Source organism: Pararhodobacter sp. SW119, assembly GCF_017811755.1.
Lineage (GTDB): Bacteria > Pseudomonadota > Alphaproteobacteria > Rhodobacterales > Rhodobacteraceae > Pararhodobacter.
Genome location: NZ_JADDJF010000002.1, coordinates 42,499 through 59,283 on the forward strand (window position 1 = coordinate 42,499; position 16,785 = coordinate 59,283).

Annotated in this window: 15 protein-coding genes; 11 read left to right on the forward strand and 4 right to left on the reverse strand. The window is 66.9% G+C overall.

What is annotated here, in order from left to right; translation table 11 throughout:
• Positions 1 to 83 precede the first annotated feature (83 nt).
• Together IM708_RS02040 and trpD are read left to right on the forward strand one after the other, a co-directional pair.
• A complete protein-coding gene (locus IM708_RS02040) occupies positions 84 to 665 on the forward strand; it encodes an aminodeoxychorismate/anthranilate synthase component II (protein ID WP_209424821.1) in 582 nt (193 codons plus the stop codon).
• A complete protein-coding gene (gene trpD / locus IM708_RS02045; protein ID WP_209424647.1) occupies positions 662 to 1,690 on the forward strand; it encodes an anthranilate phosphoribosyltransferase in 1,029 nt (342 codons plus the stop codon). Before IM708_RS02040 ends, trpD begins: the two co-directional genes overlap by 4 nt.
• A 26-nt stretch (positions 1,691 to 1,716) precedes the next feature.
• Here the strand turns inward: trpD and IM708_RS02050 are convergent, their stop codons facing one another.
• Positions 1,717 to 1,929 (reverse strand): DUF2892 domain-containing protein, encoded by a 213-nt coding sequence (locus IM708_RS02050; protein ID WP_209424648.1) that lies wholly within the window; start codon positions 1,927 to 1,929, stop codon positions 1,717 to 1,719.
• A 164-nt stretch (positions 1,930 to 2,093) separates the two neighbouring features.
• Complete coding sequence (locus IM708_RS02055; RefSeq protein WP_348524928.1) at positions 2,094 to 2,888, reverse strand: DUF6456 domain-containing protein; 795 nt, start codon at positions 2,886 to 2,888, stop codon at positions 2,094 to 2,096.
• Positions 2,889 to 3,402: 514 nt separating this feature from the next.
• Between IM708_RS02055 and IM708_RS02060 the strand changes: the two genes are divergently transcribed.
• The 5 genes from IM708_RS02060 (at position 3,403) to IM708_RS02080 (ending at position 9,898) form a co-directional block, all read left to right on the forward strand.
• On the forward strand, positions 3,403 to 3,765 hold the full coding sequence (locus tag IM708_RS02060) for a DUF6477 family protein (RefSeq protein ID WP_209424650.1): 363 nt from the start codon (positions 3,403 to 3,405) through the stop codon (positions 3,763 to 3,765).
• Between the two features lie 135 nt (positions 3,766 to 3,900).
• On the forward strand, positions 3,901 to 5,934 hold the full coding sequence (locus IM708_RS02065) for an ASKHA domain-containing protein (RefSeq protein ID WP_209424651.1): 2,034 nt from the start codon (positions 3,901 to 3,903) through the stop codon (positions 5,932 to 5,934).
• Positions 5,935 to 6,030: 96 nt separating this feature from the next.
• Entirely contained in the window at positions 6,031 to 7,374 is a 1,344-nt protein-coding gene (gene glmU, locus IM708_RS02070; protein ID WP_209424652.1) for a bifunctional UDP-N-acetylglucosamine diphosphorylase/glucosamine-1-phosphate N-acetyltransferase GlmU, read from the forward strand.
• Positions 7,375 to 7,377: 3 nt separating this feature from the next.
• Positions 7,378 to 9,195: a glutamine--fructose-6-phosphate transaminase (isomerizing) gene (gene glmS / locus IM708_RS02075; RefSeq protein ID WP_209424653.1), complete on the forward strand. Its 1,818-nt coding sequence runs from the start codon at positions 7,378 to 7,380 to the stop codon at positions 9,193 to 9,195.
• 37 nt (positions 9,196 to 9,232) lie between these two features.
• The gene (locus tag IM708_RS02080) at positions 9,233 to 9,898 is read left to right on the forward strand and encodes a DNA alkylation repair protein (RefSeq protein WP_209424654.1); all 666 of its coding nucleotides are present in this window, start codon (positions 9,233 to 9,235) and stop codon (positions 9,896 to 9,898) included.
• 116 nt (positions 9,899 to 10,014) lie between these two features.
• Here the strand turns inward: IM708_RS02080 and IM708_RS02085 are convergent, their stop codons facing one another.
• Together IM708_RS02085 and IM708_RS02090 are read right to left on the reverse strand one after the other, a co-directional pair.
• Complete coding sequence (locus tag IM708_RS02085; protein WP_209424655.1) at positions 10,015 to 11,394, reverse strand: GntP family permease; 1,380 nt, start codon at positions 11,392 to 11,394, stop codon at positions 10,015 to 10,017.
• Positions 11,391 to 12,443, reverse strand: a complete 1,053-nt coding sequence (locus IM708_RS02090; protein ID WP_209424656.1) for a patatin-like phospholipase family protein — start codon at positions 12,441 to 12,443, stop codon at positions 11,391 to 11,393. The genes IM708_RS02085 and IM708_RS02090 overlap by 4 nt, the downstream gene beginning before the upstream one ends.
• A gap of 266 nt (positions 12,444 to 12,709) precedes the next feature.
• Here IM708_RS02090 and IM708_RS02095 point away from each other — a divergent pair, with 266 nt between their 5' ends.
• The 4 genes from IM708_RS02095 to IM708_RS02110 all read left to right on the forward strand — a co-directional run bounded on the left by IM708_RS02095 (position 12,710) and on the right by IM708_RS02110 (position 16,746).
• Positions 12,710 to 12,970, forward strand: a complete 261-nt coding sequence (locus tag IM708_RS02095; RefSeq protein ID WP_209424657.1) for a hypothetical protein — start codon at positions 12,710 to 12,712, stop codon at positions 12,968 to 12,970.
• 106 nt (positions 12,971 to 13,076) lie between these two features.
• Positions 13,077 to 14,615: a sulfatase-like hydrolase/transferase gene (locus IM708_RS02100; RefSeq protein WP_209424658.1), complete on the forward strand. Its 1,539-nt coding sequence runs from the start codon at positions 13,077 to 13,079 to the stop codon at positions 14,613 to 14,615.
• Between the two features lie 126 nt (positions 14,616 to 14,741).
• Complete coding sequence (locus IM708_RS02105; protein ID WP_209424659.1) at positions 14,742 to 15,431, forward strand: haloacid dehalogenase type II; 690 nt, start codon at positions 14,742 to 14,744, stop codon at positions 15,429 to 15,431.
• Positions 15,432 to 15,516: 85 nt separating this feature from the next.
• Positions 15,517 to 16,746, forward strand: a complete 1,230-nt coding sequence (locus tag IM708_RS02110) for an MFS transporter (RefSeq protein ID WP_209424660.1) — start codon at positions 15,517 to 15,519, stop codon at positions 16,744 to 16,746.
• The last annotated feature ends 39 nt before the right edge of the window (positions 16,747 to 16,785 follow it).

Here is a 16,785-nt window from a genome sequence, read left to right on the forward strand (position 1 = left end):
GCACCCCGATGAGCGCCAAGCCGCACTTGACCCTGCCGCGTGCAGAAGGGCATGAAAGGGCTCGCCCGGCGAAAGGTCGCGGAATGCTGCTGCTCATCGATAATTTCGACAGTTTTACCTACAACCTCGTTCATTATCTGGGCGAACTGGGCGCCGAGGTGACGGTTCGGCGAAACAACGCGCTGGATGTGCAGGCAGCGATGGCGCTACATCCCGCCGGCATCGTGCTGAGCCCTGGTCCGTGCGATCCGGACCGCGCAGGCATCTGTCTGCCGCTTATCGCCGCCGCGGCCGAGGCGCGCATCCCGCTCCTGGGCGTCTGCCTTGGACATCAGGCCATTGGGCAGGCGTTCGGAGGAAATGTGGTCCGCGCGCGGGACATCGTCCATGGCAAGCTGGGCCAAGTGCATCACGACGGTAGCGGGGTTTTCAACGCCTTGCCGTCGCCTTTCGCCGCCACGCGCTATCACAGTCTGGTCGTTGATCCGGAAACCTTGCCCGCGGCGCTGACGATCAATGCCTGGCTGGAAGATGGCACGATCATGGGTCTTCGCCACCGCGAATTGCTGATCGAGGGCGTCCAGTTCCATCCCGAAAGCATTGCCTCGCAGCACGGGCACGCGCTGCTTCGCAATTTCCTTTCCCGACTGCCGGTCGCCGCATGAGCACCGACCTGAAGCCGCTGATCGCAATGGCGATCGAACGCCCCCTGACCCGTGCAGAGGCGGAACGTGCCTTCGACATCCTGTTCGAGGGCGAAGCAACCCCCGCGCAGATGGGCGGGCTGTTGATGGTGCTGCGCACGCGCGGTGAAACGGTCGATGAATATGCCGCCGCCGCGAGCGTGATGCGCCAGAAATGCCTGAAAGTGCTTGCGCCGGACGGGGCGATGGACATTGTCGGCACGGGTGGTGACGGCAAAGGGACGCTCAACATCTCGACCGCCACGGCGTTCGTGGTGGCGGGTGCGGGCGTGCCTGTCGCGAAGCACGGAAACCGCAATCTGAGTTCGAAATCGGGGGCGGCGGATGCGCTGGCCGCGCTGGGGATCAACGTCATGGTCGGTCCCGCCGAAGTGGAAAGGGCACTGGCGACCACCGGTATCGGCTTCATGATGGCGCCAATGCACCACCCGGCGATGCGCCATGTCGGACCCGTGCGCGCAGAACTTGGCACGCGCACGGTGTTCAACATTCTGGGGCCGCTGACCAACCCGGCGGGCGTGAAGCGGCAATTGACCGGTGCCTTTTTACCCGATCTGCTGCGCCCGATGGCCGAGGTCTTGCAGGCATTGGGGTCCGAACGGGCCTGGCTGGTGCATGGCGACGACGGAACGGATGAACTGTCGATCGCAGGCGGCAGCAAGGTCGTCGCACTTGAGGACGGCGTCATCCGCGAATTCACACTGCACCCCGAGGCCGCAGGACTGCCGATTCACCCTTTCGAGGAATTGCTGGGCGGAGAAGCCGCGGACAACGCCGCGGAACTTCGCGCCGTCCTGACGGGTGGCGGACGGCCCGCCTACCGCGACGCAGTACTGCTGAATGCCGCGGCGGCGCTGGTTGTCGCCGAGCGAGTCGCAAACCTCATAGAAGGCGTGGCGCTTGCCCGCGAAGTGATTGGGACAGGCGCGGCGATGGCCAAAGTCGAGGCCTTAGCGGCCGCTGTGCCCTTGCAGGTCCGCGCCTGACCGGCCCGCGCAAGAGGCCTTTGCCGTCAACGTGATCCACCACTGCGCGGACATGTCGAAATGCCGACCAGTGTGTAGGCCGGGCACCAGCCGATGACCGAGGTGACCAGCGGAATCACACCGATCCATAGAACCCAGCGCCAGGACAGGTCAGGCAACAGGAAAAACGCCAGTATCAGCGCGACGCCGACCGCAGCGCGTAAGATCCGATCAATGCTTCCCATATTTGTTTCGAGCATGCGTGCCTCCACAGAAAAATTCTAATTCTTATATGCATATGTTATTCTTTAGTTCAATAACTCTTTGAGAGTTGGCGCCGGGAAAGCACTGCAGCGGAGACGGATGCAGAACGCCGCGCACCAAAAGTGCGCGGCGTTGGTAATTGATTGGCCTGCAGTTCGACTCAGCCGATCATATTGGCTGCATCGCCCTGAGACTCGTAATGTCGCTTCAGGCGCTGCAGCGCGATCCGCAAGACGATCTTGCCTGATCTCGCCGACCAGCCCATTGCCTGCTCGGCGGTTTCCAACCCTTCAAGATGGCAACAACAGCGTAGCGCGACCTCGCCGAGACCGGGGCCGAGTTCGGACAGTGCGGCAGCCAGTCTTTCCCGTGCAGCGGCGGGGCCACGACCGGCGCCGCTCCCAACCATTCCATTGCTGGTTCCCGCGGTAAGAAAGCGGCCCCAGTCCTGCGTGACCTGCGGACCAGTCTGTGAAACCTCGAAATCCTCACGCAGCCTTTCGGCCGCGATCAGCAGATCGGCACCCAGGAACGGCTTGCCGTCCTTGTCGCGGCGCCGCGCCAGCACGGCGACCGGCGATTCGATCTGGCAGTAGCGCCCCCGCGCGCGATCTTCATCGTCATCATCGTCGCGTTCGATCCCATCAACGAGGCGTCGATAGGCTGCGCGCCCCTGCGCGGTGATGGTGTAGCGGGCGACCCTGCCGGGTTTACTGCACGAAATCCATTCGCGCAGCGCGAAGGCCTCGGCCACCGGACGGTCGAGAACGCAAAGACGGATCGCCCCATCCACGCCGTCACGCAGCACTACCGCACGATCCATGTCGGCGGCGACGGCCATGATCACCCCCGGCTCTACCAAGCGGCGTAGGACGCGCAGCGCCTCGGCGTTCAGTCGGTCCTCGTCCAGCAGGCCGCCGGGTTCGCGCGGGGCAGAGCGGATGTGAAGGGTCATGTCTCGATTTTCCTTGATTTCGCGAAGGTCGGGCGTTCGGACGATTTGTTGCAGTCGCCCCAGGGCGCAGTCGATCAAAGGATCGTCGCGACGATTTTCGAACCGACGGACCTGACGCATGACGGTTGAGGCATGCACGCCCTTTTCGCGTGCAATCGCCCGCAATGATTGCCCGTCTTCAGTATGTGTCAGGTAAGTCCTCGCGGAAGACGGCACCCAGTCGGGCAGCGGTGACTTGAGTTTCGCGTTGGCTGACATGGCGACCTTTATGGGTTGGATACCGCGCGCTCGGCGGCCAGAACTCTATTGTTCTCGATTCGAAAACAATACACCCTTTGTCGCATTTGGTTTCACTCAGGTTAACCGCTCCCGCCCACAAGATTCCTGCAATTCGTTAAACGGATGTTGAATCGAGCGCTCTCAAGGCGCGCCATTCGGAAACGCAGTCTCTGATTTCATGGCTTTGCCATCGAATGGTGCACAATTTACAATGAAACCGAAGGGAGATGACCGGATGAGCTGCCACTTCCGTGACTCTATTGTTTCCACACTAGATGCTCTTGCGCGGGCGCACCGACCGAAGCTGCTGCTACGCGCCGCGCGCATGGGCACGATGGAGTATCGCCGCGAAATCGATCTGCGGCGCATCTTGTCGCAACCTTCAACACCCGCGCCGGGTCCGGCCATCGTCCGCCGACTGATCGCACTGGAGGCCGAGCAGGAGATGCTGCGCATGAGGCCATGCAACGAAACCGGCGAGACATGGCGGCCGGCGCGCCATGTGGACGTGATGATCGCCCTCATGGCCGAGGCCCGTCTGATGGCCGAAGCCGTCGAGGTCCGCGCCCAGTTGCTGCCCGTGCCCGAGGCGGTCTGACCCCTGCATCCCTAAGCCCGATCCGTCTGCGCATGATGCCACGTCGCTTTCTCTCGGGCTTGGGTCGCAAAGCCGCTTTCAACTTGAGCGGCGACGCTTATGTTGCGCCTGTCGTTCATGGTAGGCGGGCGCAACATGTCCGAGGCACTGGTTATCTTTACGCCATCGGGCAAGCGCGGACGTGTGCCCCTCGGCACGCCGGTCCTGACCGCAGCGCGTCAGCTGGGCGTCGATCTCGATTCGGTCTGCGGCGGACGCGGCATCTGCTCGAAATGTCAGGTCTCGCCGGGGCTGGGCGAGTTTGCCAAGCACGGCGTGACGGTCGCACCTGATGCGCTGAGCGCGTGGAACGCGGTCGAGCAACGCTACAAGGACAAGCGCGGCATGCTCGACGGCCGGCGCCTCGGCTGCCAGGCGCGCATCATGGGCGATGTGGTCATTGACGTGCCGCCTGAAAGCCAGTTGCACCGACAGGTCGTGCGCAAGGCCGCATCCGCCCGGCGGATCGCGATGGACCCGGCGACGCGGCTTTTCTTCGTCGAGGTCGCACAACCCGACATGCATGAACCGTCGGGCGACTTGGAGCGCCTCGCCGACGCCTTGCGCGATCAGTGGCAAGTCGACCCGCTCATCGCCGGCCCGCATGCCTTGCGGAAACTGCAACCGGCTCTTCGCAAGGGCAACTGGGGCGTTTCCGTAGCCGTCTACCGCGACCACACCGGAGGGCCGTGGCGTCTGCTCGACATCTGGCCCGGCCTGTACGAAGGCGGGCTCTACGGTCTGGCAATCGATCTTGGTTCGACCACCATCGCCGCTCATCTGACCGACCTGACCGATGGCCGGGTCATTGCCGCCGGCGGCATCATGAACCCACAGATCCGCTTTGGCGAAGACCTGATGAGCCGCGTCAGCTACGCGATGATGAATCCGGGCGGCGATACCGAGATGACCGCCACCGTGCGCCAGGCCCTAGATGCGCTGACCCACTCGGTTTCAGTCGAGGCGGGGATCGACCCATCCCTGATCCTTGAAGTCGTGGTCGTCTGCAATCCAGTGATGCACCACCTCTTTCTGGGCATCGATCCGGTTGAGTTGGGGCAGGCGCCGTTCGCACTCGCGACCTCCTCGTCGCTTGCCCTGCCTGCCCGCGATCTGGGGCTTACCACGATCAACCCCGAAGCACGTCTTTACACGCTGCCCTGCATCGCCGGGCATGTCGGCGCGGATGCCGCGGCCGTCGCGCTTTCAGAAGCGCCGCACCTGAGCGACGACCTTGTTCTTGTGGTCGATGTCGGCACCAATGCCGAGATCCTGCTGGGCAACTGCGATCGCGTCCTCGCCTGCTCATCGCCAACCGGCCCCGCCTTTGAAGGGGCGCAGATATCCAGCGGCCAGCGCGCCGCGCCCGGCGCTATCGAGCGGCTGGAAATCGACCCCGAAACGAAAGAGCCGCGCTTCAAGGTCATCGGTTGCGATCTCTGGTCAGACGATCCGGGCTTCGCGGAAGCCACGGAAAAGCTGGGCGTTACCGGCATATGCGGCTCGGGCATCATCGAAGCCGTGGCCGAAATGCGCATGGCCGGTATCGTCGACGGCGCCGGGCTGATCGGCGGGGCGGAACAGACCGGCACCGCGCGCTGCATCCCCGAAGGACGCACGCATGCCTATCTGATCCACGACGCCACCGCGCAGGGCGGCCCGCGCATCACCGTGACGCAGGGCGACATCCGCGCGATCCAGTTGGCGAAATCGGCACTCTACGCCGGTGCGCGCCTGCTGATGGATGAGCTTGGCGTCGACCGCGTGGATCGCGTGGTGCTGGCGGGGGCGTTCGGCGCGCATATCAGCTCCAAACACGCGATGGTCCTGGGCATGATTCCCGACTGCCATCTGGACAAAGTCAGCAGCGCCGGAAACGCCGCGGGAACCGGCGCGCGCCTCGCGCTTTGCAACATCGCCGCCCGCGCCGGGATCGAACGTGAGGTAAAGCGCATCCATAAAGTCGAAACCGCCATCGAGCCGCGGTTTCAGGAGCATTTCGTCAACGCTTCCGCGATGCCGCATGCGATCGACCCCTTTCCCGAACTGGCAAAGATCGTGACCCTGCCGCAGGTCAGCCACAACACCGGCGGCGGCGAGGGGGCCGGGCGGCGGCGACGCGCGCGTTAGCCCCTGTTTCAGCCTGTCATCGACAGTGATCGGCTGCGCGCTTGCAACGGGACAGGCGTCGGATAAAACGGTCGCATCGCAATCAGGGAAGTATTGATGCCCGTATCGCTCGTTATCCTGGCCGCCGGGCTGGGCAGCCGGATGAATTCCGATCTGCCGAAAGTTCTGCATACGCTGGCCGGGGCGCCGCTACTTGCGCATGCGATGCGGGCCGGTGCGGCGCTTGGCCCGGAACGTGTCGTGGTGGTTACGGGGCACGGGGCCGATCAGGTCGCATCAACTGCGCGCAGTGAAAACCCCGATGTCCTCATCGCCCATCAGGCTGGACAGCTGGGCACCGCCCATGCCGTCGCGCAGGCGCGCACCGCGCTCGACGGCTTCTCCGGCGACGTGGTCGTCCTCTACGGCGATACGCCGTTTGTTTGCGTGGAGACACTGGAGGCCATGCGCGAGGCCCGGGCGCGCCATGCGGTTGTCGTGCTGGGCTTCGAGGCCGCCGATCCTGGACGCTACGGTCGGCTCATGATGTCGGGTGAGCAGTTGGAGCGGATCGTCGAATTCAACGATGCGTCGGCTGAGGAACGGTTGATAACCCTCTGTAATTCCGGCGTGGTCTGCGCGGATTCGACAACCCTCTTCGATCTGATCGACAATGTCGGAAACGACAATGCGAAAGGTGAATACTACTTGACGGACATCGTGGCGCTGGCCCGCAAACGGGGCCTTTCAGCCGGCGTCGTCACCTGCCCCGAATCCGAAACCCTGGGCATCAATACCCGCACAGAACTCGCCGCGGCCGAGGGCGCCTTTCAGGCCCGCGCGCGTGTCGAAGCGCTGGAAACCGGTGTCACGCTCACCGCGCCCGAAACCGTCTTCTTCGCGCTCGACACCGTCATCGGCCGCGACGCGGTGATCGAGCCGAATGTCGTCTTCGGCCCCGGCGTCACCATCGAATCCGGCGCACGAATCCGCGCGTTCTGTCATCTCGAGGGCTGTCATGTCAGTCGTGGCGCGGTGGTCGGGCCCTACGCCCGCCTGCGTCCCGGCGCGGAACTGGCCGAAGACACGCGCGTCGGCAACTTCGTGGAGATCAAGAACGCGATCCTCGACGAAGGCGCGAAGGTCAACCACCTCAGCTACATCGGCGATGCGCATGTCGGGGAACGCGCCAATGTCGGCGCAGGGACGATCACCTGCAACTACGATGGCGTGATGAAGCACCACACCGAGATCGGCGCACGCGCCTTCATCGGCTCAGACACGATGCTGGTGGCGCCGGTGCGCGTTGGCGCCGATGCGATGACCGGGTCAGGGTCGGTGATCACCGCGGATGTGCCCGACGGCGCGCTCGCGCTCGCCCGCGCGCGGCAGGACAACAAATCCGGTCTGGCGCTTCGCCTGATGGAACGGTTGCGCGCCATAAAGGCACGGAAAGGATAGAGCATGTGCGGCATTGTCGGCGTCCTTGGCAAGCACGAGGTTGCCCCCCTGATCCTGGAAGCGCTGAAACGGCTGGAGTATCGCGGCTATGACAGTGCGGGCATCGCGACGGTGCAGGACGGCACGCTCGACCGACGCCGCGCGGTTGGCAAACTGATCAACCTCAGCGATCTCTTGGTGCACGATCCGCTGGCGGGAAAGGCCGGGATCGGCCATACCCGCTGGGCGACACATGGCGCGCCCTCGGTGGTCAACGCGCACCCGCACCGGGCAGGCGGCGTCGCGGTGGTACACAATGGGATCATAGAGAATTTCAAGGCACTGCGCGCCGAAATCGAAGCCGCCGGCCTGACCCCGGAATCCCAGACGGACACCGAAACGGTCGCCCTGCTGACCCGCCTCCACCTCGATCAGGGCATGTCGCCGGTCGAGGCCGCGGCAGCGACGCTCAAGAAGCTCGAGGGCGCTTTCGCGCTGGCCTTCCTCTTCAGCGGCGAAGACGATCTGATGATCGGCGCGCGCAAGGGTTCCCCGCTGGCCGTGGGTCATGGCGACGACGAGATGTTCCTCGGCTCGGACGCGATCGCGCTGGCGCCTATGACCGATCGCATCACCTATCTGGAAGAGGGCGACTGGGTCGTCCTGACCCGCAAGGGCGCCGAGATCTTCGATGCCGAAGGCCGGCGCGCCAACCGCCCGGTCAGCCGGATCGTGATGGATCAGACCCGGGTCGACAAGGCCGGGCACCGCCACTTCATGTCCAAGGAGATCGTGGAACAGCCGACGATCATCGAAGCCGCCCTTGCCCGTCACACGACCGCGCGCGGCGACGCGCTGGATTTCCCGGCGCCGGTGGATTTCACCGAATGCGATCGCGTCATCCTTGTTGCCTGCGGAACGGGGTTCTACGCGGCGCAGGTCGCGAAATACTGGTTCGAACGCTTTGCCGGCATCCCCACCGATATCGACATCGCCTCGGAATTCCGGTATCGGGAGCCGGTGTTGTCGAACCGGGCGGTGGCCATCTTCGTCAGCCAGTCCGGTGAAACCGCCGACACGCTGGCCGCCCTGCGCCATGTTGTCGATACGGTCGCGCGCACCATTGGCGTGGTCAATGTCGAAACCTCTTCGATCGCGCGCGAATGCGACGTGGCGCTGCCGATCATGGCGGGCCCCGAGATTGCCGTCGCCTCGACCAAGGCGTTCACCGCGCAGCTCATGGTGCTGGCGCTGCTGGCGCTCAAGGCCGGAATCGACCGGGGAAAACTCTCTGCCGAGGACGCGGCGGAACAACTGGCGATCCTGCGCACGGCCCCCGGGATGCTGCGCCAGGCGCTGGACCGCGAGGGCGAGATCGAGCGCATCGCCGGCCGGCTGGCACAGTCGCGCGACGTGCTGTTCCTGGGCCGGGGAACGATGTATCCGCTGGCGCTGGAAGCCGCGCTCAAGCTGAAAGAAATCAGCTATATCCACGCCGAAGGCTACGCGTCGGGCGAACTGAAGCACGGACCCATCGCGCTGATCGACGAGCATATGCCGGTGGTCGTCCTGGCCCCCCGCGACGGCCTGTTCGAAAAGACCGTCTCGAACATGCAGGAGGTCATGGCAAGGCAGGGACGCGTGCTGCTTATCTCCGACCAGGCGGGCCTGGACGAGGCCGGAAAGGTCTGGGCGCAGATCGTCATGCCGACCGTGCCCGAACTGCTGACGCCCTTCGTCTATGCGGTGCCGGCGCAGCTTCTGGCCTACCACACCGCGCTGGCCCGCGGCACCGATGTCGACCAACCGCGGAATCTGGCGAAGTCCGTGACGGTGGAATGATTTGTCCGTCCGTGCCGGGATACCGCCTGAGGCGGCGATGGGTGAACTGAAGGCCCTCGCCGATCCGGTGAAGGCGGCCGAGATGGCTGCGTACCACAAGACGGCGCGCCCTTTTTTGGGCGTGCCCGTTCCTGCCGTCGAGGCGCTGGCCAAGGACTGGCGCGCGGCCTGTTCGCTGGCAGAACGCATCGCGCTGGCCGCGGCGCTGTGGGACAGCGACGTGCATGAGGCGCGGGTCGCCGCGGCGAAGCTACTGACGCAGGCGCGCATCCGGCCGGACGATGCCGCGGTGTGGGAACTGATCGCGGGCTGGGCCGAGGGGTTCGACAGCTGGGCGCTGGCCGATCACGCCGCGGCGGCGGGGGGTCGGCGGCTGGTGGCCGATCCGGCGCGGCTGGACAGGGTCGAGGGCTGGCTGGACCACCCCAACATGTTGACCCGGCGGGCGACGCTGGTCATGACCCTGCCCTGGACCCGGCTGACGCATCCCAAACCGGCCGAGCTTGCCGTGCGCCGGCGCGTCCTGGGCTGGTGCGCCCACCACGCGACTGACCGCGATTGGTTCATGCAAAAGGCCGTGGGCTGGTGGCTGCGCGACCTTTCGCGCCACGACCCGCAGGCGGTCCGCGACTGGCTTTCCGACCATGGCGCGCGGCTCAAGCCCTTCGCCCGGCGCGAGGCGGAGCGGCGCCTGCCCGGCTGAAGGGTGTAGATTGCGCGCATGCGCGCATTCGCGCAACCATTTGTCTTGTATACATAATTCTTAAAAATTAACCGCAATGAAAGGTTTGGGCCGCCGCCCGCACACGCCCCAAGGCGTCAGAAACTGCCGAAAAGCGTGCCCAGCGTCACCAGCACGACCAGCGCCAGGATCGGGATGACGACGGCAACCATGGCGATGTCGCGATACGCCTCCCGGTGGGTCAGGCCGCAGATCGTCAGGAGCGTGATCACCGCGCCGTTGTGCGGCAGCGCGTCCAAGCCCCCGGTCGCCACCGCCGTCACCCGGTGCAGCAGGTCCGGCGCGATGCCCGCGGCCTGCCCCATCTCCAGATAGGTCTCGCCCAGTGTCGACAGCGCGATCGACATCCCGCCCGAGGCCGAACCGGTCATCCCCGCCAGCAGGCTCGTCCCCACCGCGAGCGAGATCAACGGGTTGTCGCCGCCGACCGTCACAACCCAGTCGCGGATCACGCCAAAGGCCGAAAGCGAGGCGATGACCGCGCCAAACCCGACGAGGCTGGCGGTGTTGAAGATCGGCTTGAGCGAGTCCTTCGCGCCCTCGTCCAGCGTCGCGCCCAGTCCCTCGACCAGCCGCCGCCAGTTGAGGGCGACCAGAACCAGCGAAGCGAAGGTCAGCGCCGCGATGATCGACCAGACGCCGCGCAAGGATCCCACATCGGTCGCGCCATAGGCCGGCAGGGCCAGATAGGACGTGTCCATGCGCGGGATCAGCACGAAGGTGAAGACCAGGTTCAGGCCCAGGACCAACACCAGCGGCGCCGCCGCCACCGCCAGCCCAGGCGTGTCCCGTGCCGGCGCGCGCGCCGCACCCTCGCCCACCTCGCCGTAACCCGGCCCCAACACGCGCGCGCGCCGTTCCAGCCAGGCCCAGCCCAGGCCCAGCATCATCGCGCCGGTGATGATGCCCAGCCCCGGGGCGGCGAAGGGCGTGGTGCCGAAATACGGCATCGGGATCGCGTTCTGGATCGCCGGCGTGCCGGGCAGCGCGGTCATCGTGAAGGTGAACGCCCCCAGCGCGATGGTCGCCGGGATCAGCACCTTGGGCAGTTCCGCCTCGCGGAACAGCGCCGAGGCGATGGGCCAGACAGCGAAGGCCACGACGAACAGCGACACCCCGCCATAGGTCATCACCGCGCAGGACAGGATCACCGCCAGGATCGCGCGCGCCGGCCCCAGCCCGCGGATGATTCCGTCGGCCAGCACCCGCGCCGAGCCCGACGCCTCCATCAGCTTGCCGAAGACCGCTCCCAGCAGGAAAAGCGGGAAATACTGGATGATGAAGCCGCCGGTAGCCTGCATGAAGACCTGCGTGTAGCTGGCCAGCAGCGGACCGCCCTCGGCCACGAGCACCGCAAGAACCGCCAGCGCCGGGGTCAGCAGCAGCAGGCTGAGCCCGCGATAGGCCAGGTACATCAGCGCCGCCAGCGCGGCGACGATGACCAGGATGCCGGTCATCGCCGACCGCCCGGCGCCTGCACCGAATCGTCGAAGAATTTCTCCAGGTCGAACGAGGATTCATGCCCGATCTTGTCGAAATGCGCCGCCAGCCAGGTATCGGCCCAGCTGCGGCCGCGCTGGAACAGCATCTCCAGGTAGCCCCATTCCGCGTTCATCTTGCTGGAGGCGGCCAGATCCTGCACTTCGGTATCGGCGTGGATCAGATGGATATGGGTCTTTCCGGCCGCCCCCAGATCGACGCCCTTCTCGGCCACGACCTGCTGCATCAGCGCGATGGTGCGCAATTCCTTGATCAGCGCGGTGTTGAAGCTGATCTCGTTCACGCGGTTGATGATCTCGCGCGCCGACATCGGGCATTCCTCGCGCAGGATCGGGTTGATCTGCACGATCACGATATCCGGGCTCTCGTCGCTGGTGACCAGCGGCATCAGGGCCGGATTGGCGCTGAAGCCGCCGTCCCAGTAATGCTCGCCCTCGATCTCGACGGCGGGAAACAGCTGCGGCAGGCAGGCCGAGGCGATCACCGCATCGAGGGTCACCCCGCCGCGCGAAAAGACCCGCGCGCGCCCGGTCCGCACATGCGTGGCGGTCACATGCACGGCGATCTGGCGGCAACGGTTCACGTTGTCGAAATTGACCTGCGCTTCCAGCACGCGGCGCAACGGGTTCACGCCCATAGGGTTCAACTGGTAGGGCGAAAAAAGCCGACTCATGCTTTCGGCCAGCAGATAGCCGGGTGAATTGTCCAGGCTCCAGCGGCCCAGTGCCCGGTCCACCGGGCTGCGCTGCATCGGCGAAAACAGCGACGCGCGGCTGATAGCGCGCCAGAACGCCGCAAGCGCCTGGCGCGCGCCGTCGCGCCCGCCGCGTTCGTAGCCATCGGCCAGCACGACGGCGTTCATCGCCCCGGCGCTGGTTCCGCTGATCTCGGCGATTTCCAGTCGCGGGTCTTCCAGCAGCCGGTCGAGGACCCCCCAGGTCAACGCCCCGTGCGAACCCCCGCCCTGGAGGGCCAGATTGATCCGCTTCATGCCGCGTTCGCTCATTTTATCGCTCCGTATTTTCTGCGGCGCAGCATAAACCGGCGGCCGGCAGGCGTAAACCCGCGCAAACGCCCGCCCCGCGGCATCCGCAAACTGCATGCATCGGCGGCACCGCGCCGCAATGGGCGTCTTTCTGCCGCCGTCACGTTGTCGTTATGCGGCTCAAGCATGCTGCGACTTGCGCCAGATCATTGTATCGCTAAGCACTCGCTGGTTGCATGACGAAGCCACCACAGCGACTGCAACACGAATCAGGAGGAGGAGGAACCATGGACCGCCGCAACCAACCCGTCGAGTTCTGGGGTCAGGGCATGACCTACTGGTTTCGACTCTGGCAAAGTCAGATCGAATATTCGATGCGCTTCTGGGGCGCGATGGCCGAACGCCTGCCGCATCCCAGCGCCGCCGACCTCGCCGCCGAGGCCGAGGCCATGCGCGAGATCCGCGCCCGGCACGCGGCGCGCAGCACCTGCACGACCAGCCCCGCGCGGTCGAAGTCCCCGGCCCAGAAGTCGCAGCAACTCCACTAGGCGCGCGGGCGGCAGGCAGCCGGTCCACCGCGGCCCTTGAATCTTGCGACGGGCTGGCCGAACCTGCCCGCGCAGGACAGGGCAGCGGGGGCGGAGATGCGGGCGGATGTCGACACCGGGGGGCGCCGTCCTGCGCGCAACGTCGATGGTTGAGCGTCGGCCCGACGGCAACGTGCTCTTCATCACCATGGACCAGTTGCGCGCCGACGTGCTGTTCGGCGCGCTGGGCCGCGCGGTCGCCCTGCCCAATTTCGACCGGCTGCGGGCGCGGTCGGCGGAATTCGTCAACTGCTGGACGGCGGCGGTTCCCTGCGGCCCCTCGCGCGCCTCGCTGCTGACCGGGCTTTTCGCCTTCAACCACCGCGCCATCCGCAACGGCACGCCAATGGCGCGCCACCACGCGACCCTGGCCACCGAACTGCGCCACCTTGGGCGCGAGCCGCTCCTCTTCGGCTATTGCGACATCGCCGCCGATCCGACCGGGCGCGACCCCGCCGATCCGGATTTCCGCACCTACGAGTTGCCCGCCGCCGGCTTCACGACCCTCGCCGCCTTCCCGATGGAGGCGCCGGTCGACTGGATCGGCCATCTGCGCGGGCGCGGCTACGCCCTGCCCGGCCCCCAGCCGCAGAACTGGCCGCAGCTTTTCCGCCCGGTCGGCGACGGGTTGCGCGCGCCACCGATCTACGCGGCAGAGGACAGCGACACGGCCTGGCTGACCGACCAGGCCCTGACCGCGCTGGAGGGGCGGCGCGACAGCCCCTGGACCGCGCATCTGACCTATCTGCGCCCGCATCCGCCGCTGGTCGCGCCCGCGCCCTACAACCACCTCGTCGCCGCGGCGGATGTGCCGCCCCCTGCCCCGCCGCCGTCCTCGGACCATCCGTTCCGGCGAGCCTGGTTCTCGGCGCCCTCGGCCTTTGATCTGCATTGGGGGTTCGACGGCGACTGCGCCGCGCTGGCGCCGCAGGACGTCCAGACCCTGCGGGCGCTCTACCTGGGGCTGGTCGCGGAACTCGACCACCACCTCTGCCGGTTGCTGGACTGGCTGGCCGCGACCGGCCAGGACGAGCGCACGCTGATCGTGCTGGCCGCCGACCATGGCGAGATGCTGGGCGATCAGGGCTACTGGGGCAAGGACAACGTCCTCGCCCCGGCGCATCATGTGCCGCTGCTGATCGCCGCGCCCGGGGGGCGGCCCGGCCAGCGCACCGGGATCGCGCGCAGCATCGACATCGCGCCCACGATCCTCGACTGGCTGGGCGGCCGCGCACCGCCGGCGATGGACGGCGCCTCGCTCCTGCCGTCGCTGGCCGATCCGGGCGCGCCGCTGGCCGATCACGCGCTGACCGAGATCGACCTGGCGCTGCCGCATCGGCAGACCCGCTTCCAGCGCGCCCTGAACCTGCCCGAGGCGCAGGCCAATGCCGCCATCCTGCGCGACGCGCGCTGGACCTATGTGCATTTCAACGGCGGCCTGCCGCCCCTGCTGTTTGACCGGCAGGCCGACCCAGGCGAACGCCACGACCTGACCGCGGACCCCGCCGCGGCCGCGCAGATCAGCCGCCTGCGCGCGGCGCTGATCGACCTGCGCATGACCCGCGCCGACCGGCGACTGACCGGGCACAGCTTCGGCATCGCCTGAGGCGCAGCGCGCACGGCATTGCGCGCGGCCCGTCGCGCTGGCATCGTGCCCGCAATCTGCCCTGCGCCTGCCAGACGTCTGCCAGACGTTTGCCAGACGTTTGCCCGCCCCGCAGAAAGGACCCCCATGCCGATCACCGCCTGCATCTTCGACGCCTACGGCACCCTCTTCGATGTCGGCGCCGCCGCCCGCGTCGCCGCCTCGGAACCGGGGGCCGAGGCCTGGTCCACCCGCTGGCCCGAACTCGCCGCCGACTGGCGGCGCAAGCAACTGGAATATACCTGGATTCGCGCCGGCGCCGACGCCCATCTGGACTTCTGGCAGGTGACGCAGGACGGGCTCGACTGGGCGCTGGAACGCCACGGGCTGACCGAGCCGGACCTGCGCGAACGCCTGCTCGCGCTCTACATGGAACTGGCCGCCTATCCCGAGGTTCCGGAAATGCTGGCCGGGCTGCAGAAGGCCGGAAAGCGCTGCGCCATCCTGTCGAACGGCACCCCCGACATGCTGGCCGCGGCGATCCGTTCCGCCGGGCTCGACGATCTGCTGGAGGCCGCGCTGTCGGTCGAGGATGTAGGCGTCTTCAAGCCCGATGCCCGCGTGTATGACCTGGTCGAGGCGAAGCTGGGCGTCGCGCCGGACGCGGTGCTGTTCGTCTCGTCGAACGGCTGGGACGCCTGCTCCGCCGCGGCCTACGGCTTCACCACCGTCTGGGTCAACCGCGAGGGGGCGCCGCTGGACCGCCTGCACGAAAAGCCGGCGCATGTCCTGCCCGACCTGACCGGCCTGCCCGATCTGGTCGCGCGGATCGCTTAACCTGTTCAATTGACCACTGGACAGTGCCGGCGCGGCATCTAGTGTGGCGTCGACTTCAACGCCCTGCCAGAAGCCCCTCGCATCCATGTCCGACCTTCTCGACAGCCGCTATTCCTGGACGCGCCTTGCGCTGTCGCTGGGCATCGCCACGGTCGGCAATGTCGGGATGTGGTCGGTGATCGTGGTCATGCCGGCGGTCCAAGCCGAGTTCGGCACCGGCCGCGGCGAAGCCTCCCTGCCTTACACGCTGACGATGCTGGGCTTCGCGCTGGGAAATCTGCTGATCGGACGCGTCGTCGACCGGCGCGGCGTCACCTTCGCGCTGTCGGCGGCGGCGCTGCTGTCGGCGGCGGGGTACCTTGCAGCGGCGGCGAGCGGTTCGATCCTGATGCTGGCGCTGGCGCAGTTCGTCATCGGGCTGGGCACCGCGGCCTTCTTCGGCCCGCTGATCGCCGATGTCTCGCTCTGGTTCCGGCGGCGGCGCGGCATCGCCGTCGCGATCACCGCCAGCGGCAACTACCTCGCTGGCGCGATCTGGCCGGTGGCGCTGGCCGGCGTGCTGGCCGGCCCGGGCTGGCGGACGGTCTATCTGATTCTGGCGCTTCTGGTCGCCGGGGCGGTCCTGCCGCTGGCGCAACTGCTGCGCCGCCGCCTGCCCGAGACCAGCCTCAGTGCCAGCGCGCAGGCCTCGCCCTTCGTGCCGCGCAGCGTGCCGTGGTCGCCGCGCGCGCTGATGTGGCTGCTGGCGCTGGCCGGGGTCGCCTGCTGCGTGGCGATGTCGATGCCGCAGGTCCATATCGTGGCACTTTGCGTCGACATGGGCTTCGGACCCGCCGTGGGGGCCGAGATGCTGGCCCTGATGCTGATGGGCGGGGTGGTCTCGCGCCTCGTCTCGGGGGTGATCGCGGACCGGCTTGGGGGCGTGATGACGCTGCTCATCGGGTCGGTCCTGCAGATGCTGGCTCTGGTCCTCTATCTGCCGGCGAACGGTCTGGCCTCGCTCTATGTCGTCAGCCTCGTCTTCGGGCTGGCGCAGGGCGGCATCGTGCCGGCCTACGCGATCATCGTGCGCGAATACATGCCCGCGCGCGAGGCCGGCGCGCGCGTCGGCTTCGTCATCATGGCGACGATCCTCGGCATGGCGCTGGGTGGCTGGATGTCGGGCTGGATCTACGACCTGACCGGCTCCTACCAGCTTGCCTTCCTCAACGGGATCGCCTGGAACGGGCTCAACATCGCGATCATGCTGCTGATCCTGCTGCGCTCGCGCCCCGCCGTGCCGCGCGCCGCGCCGGTCCCGGCAAGCGCCGCCTGAACCGAAACCCGCGCGTAAAGCGCCCTGACAGGCCGGAAA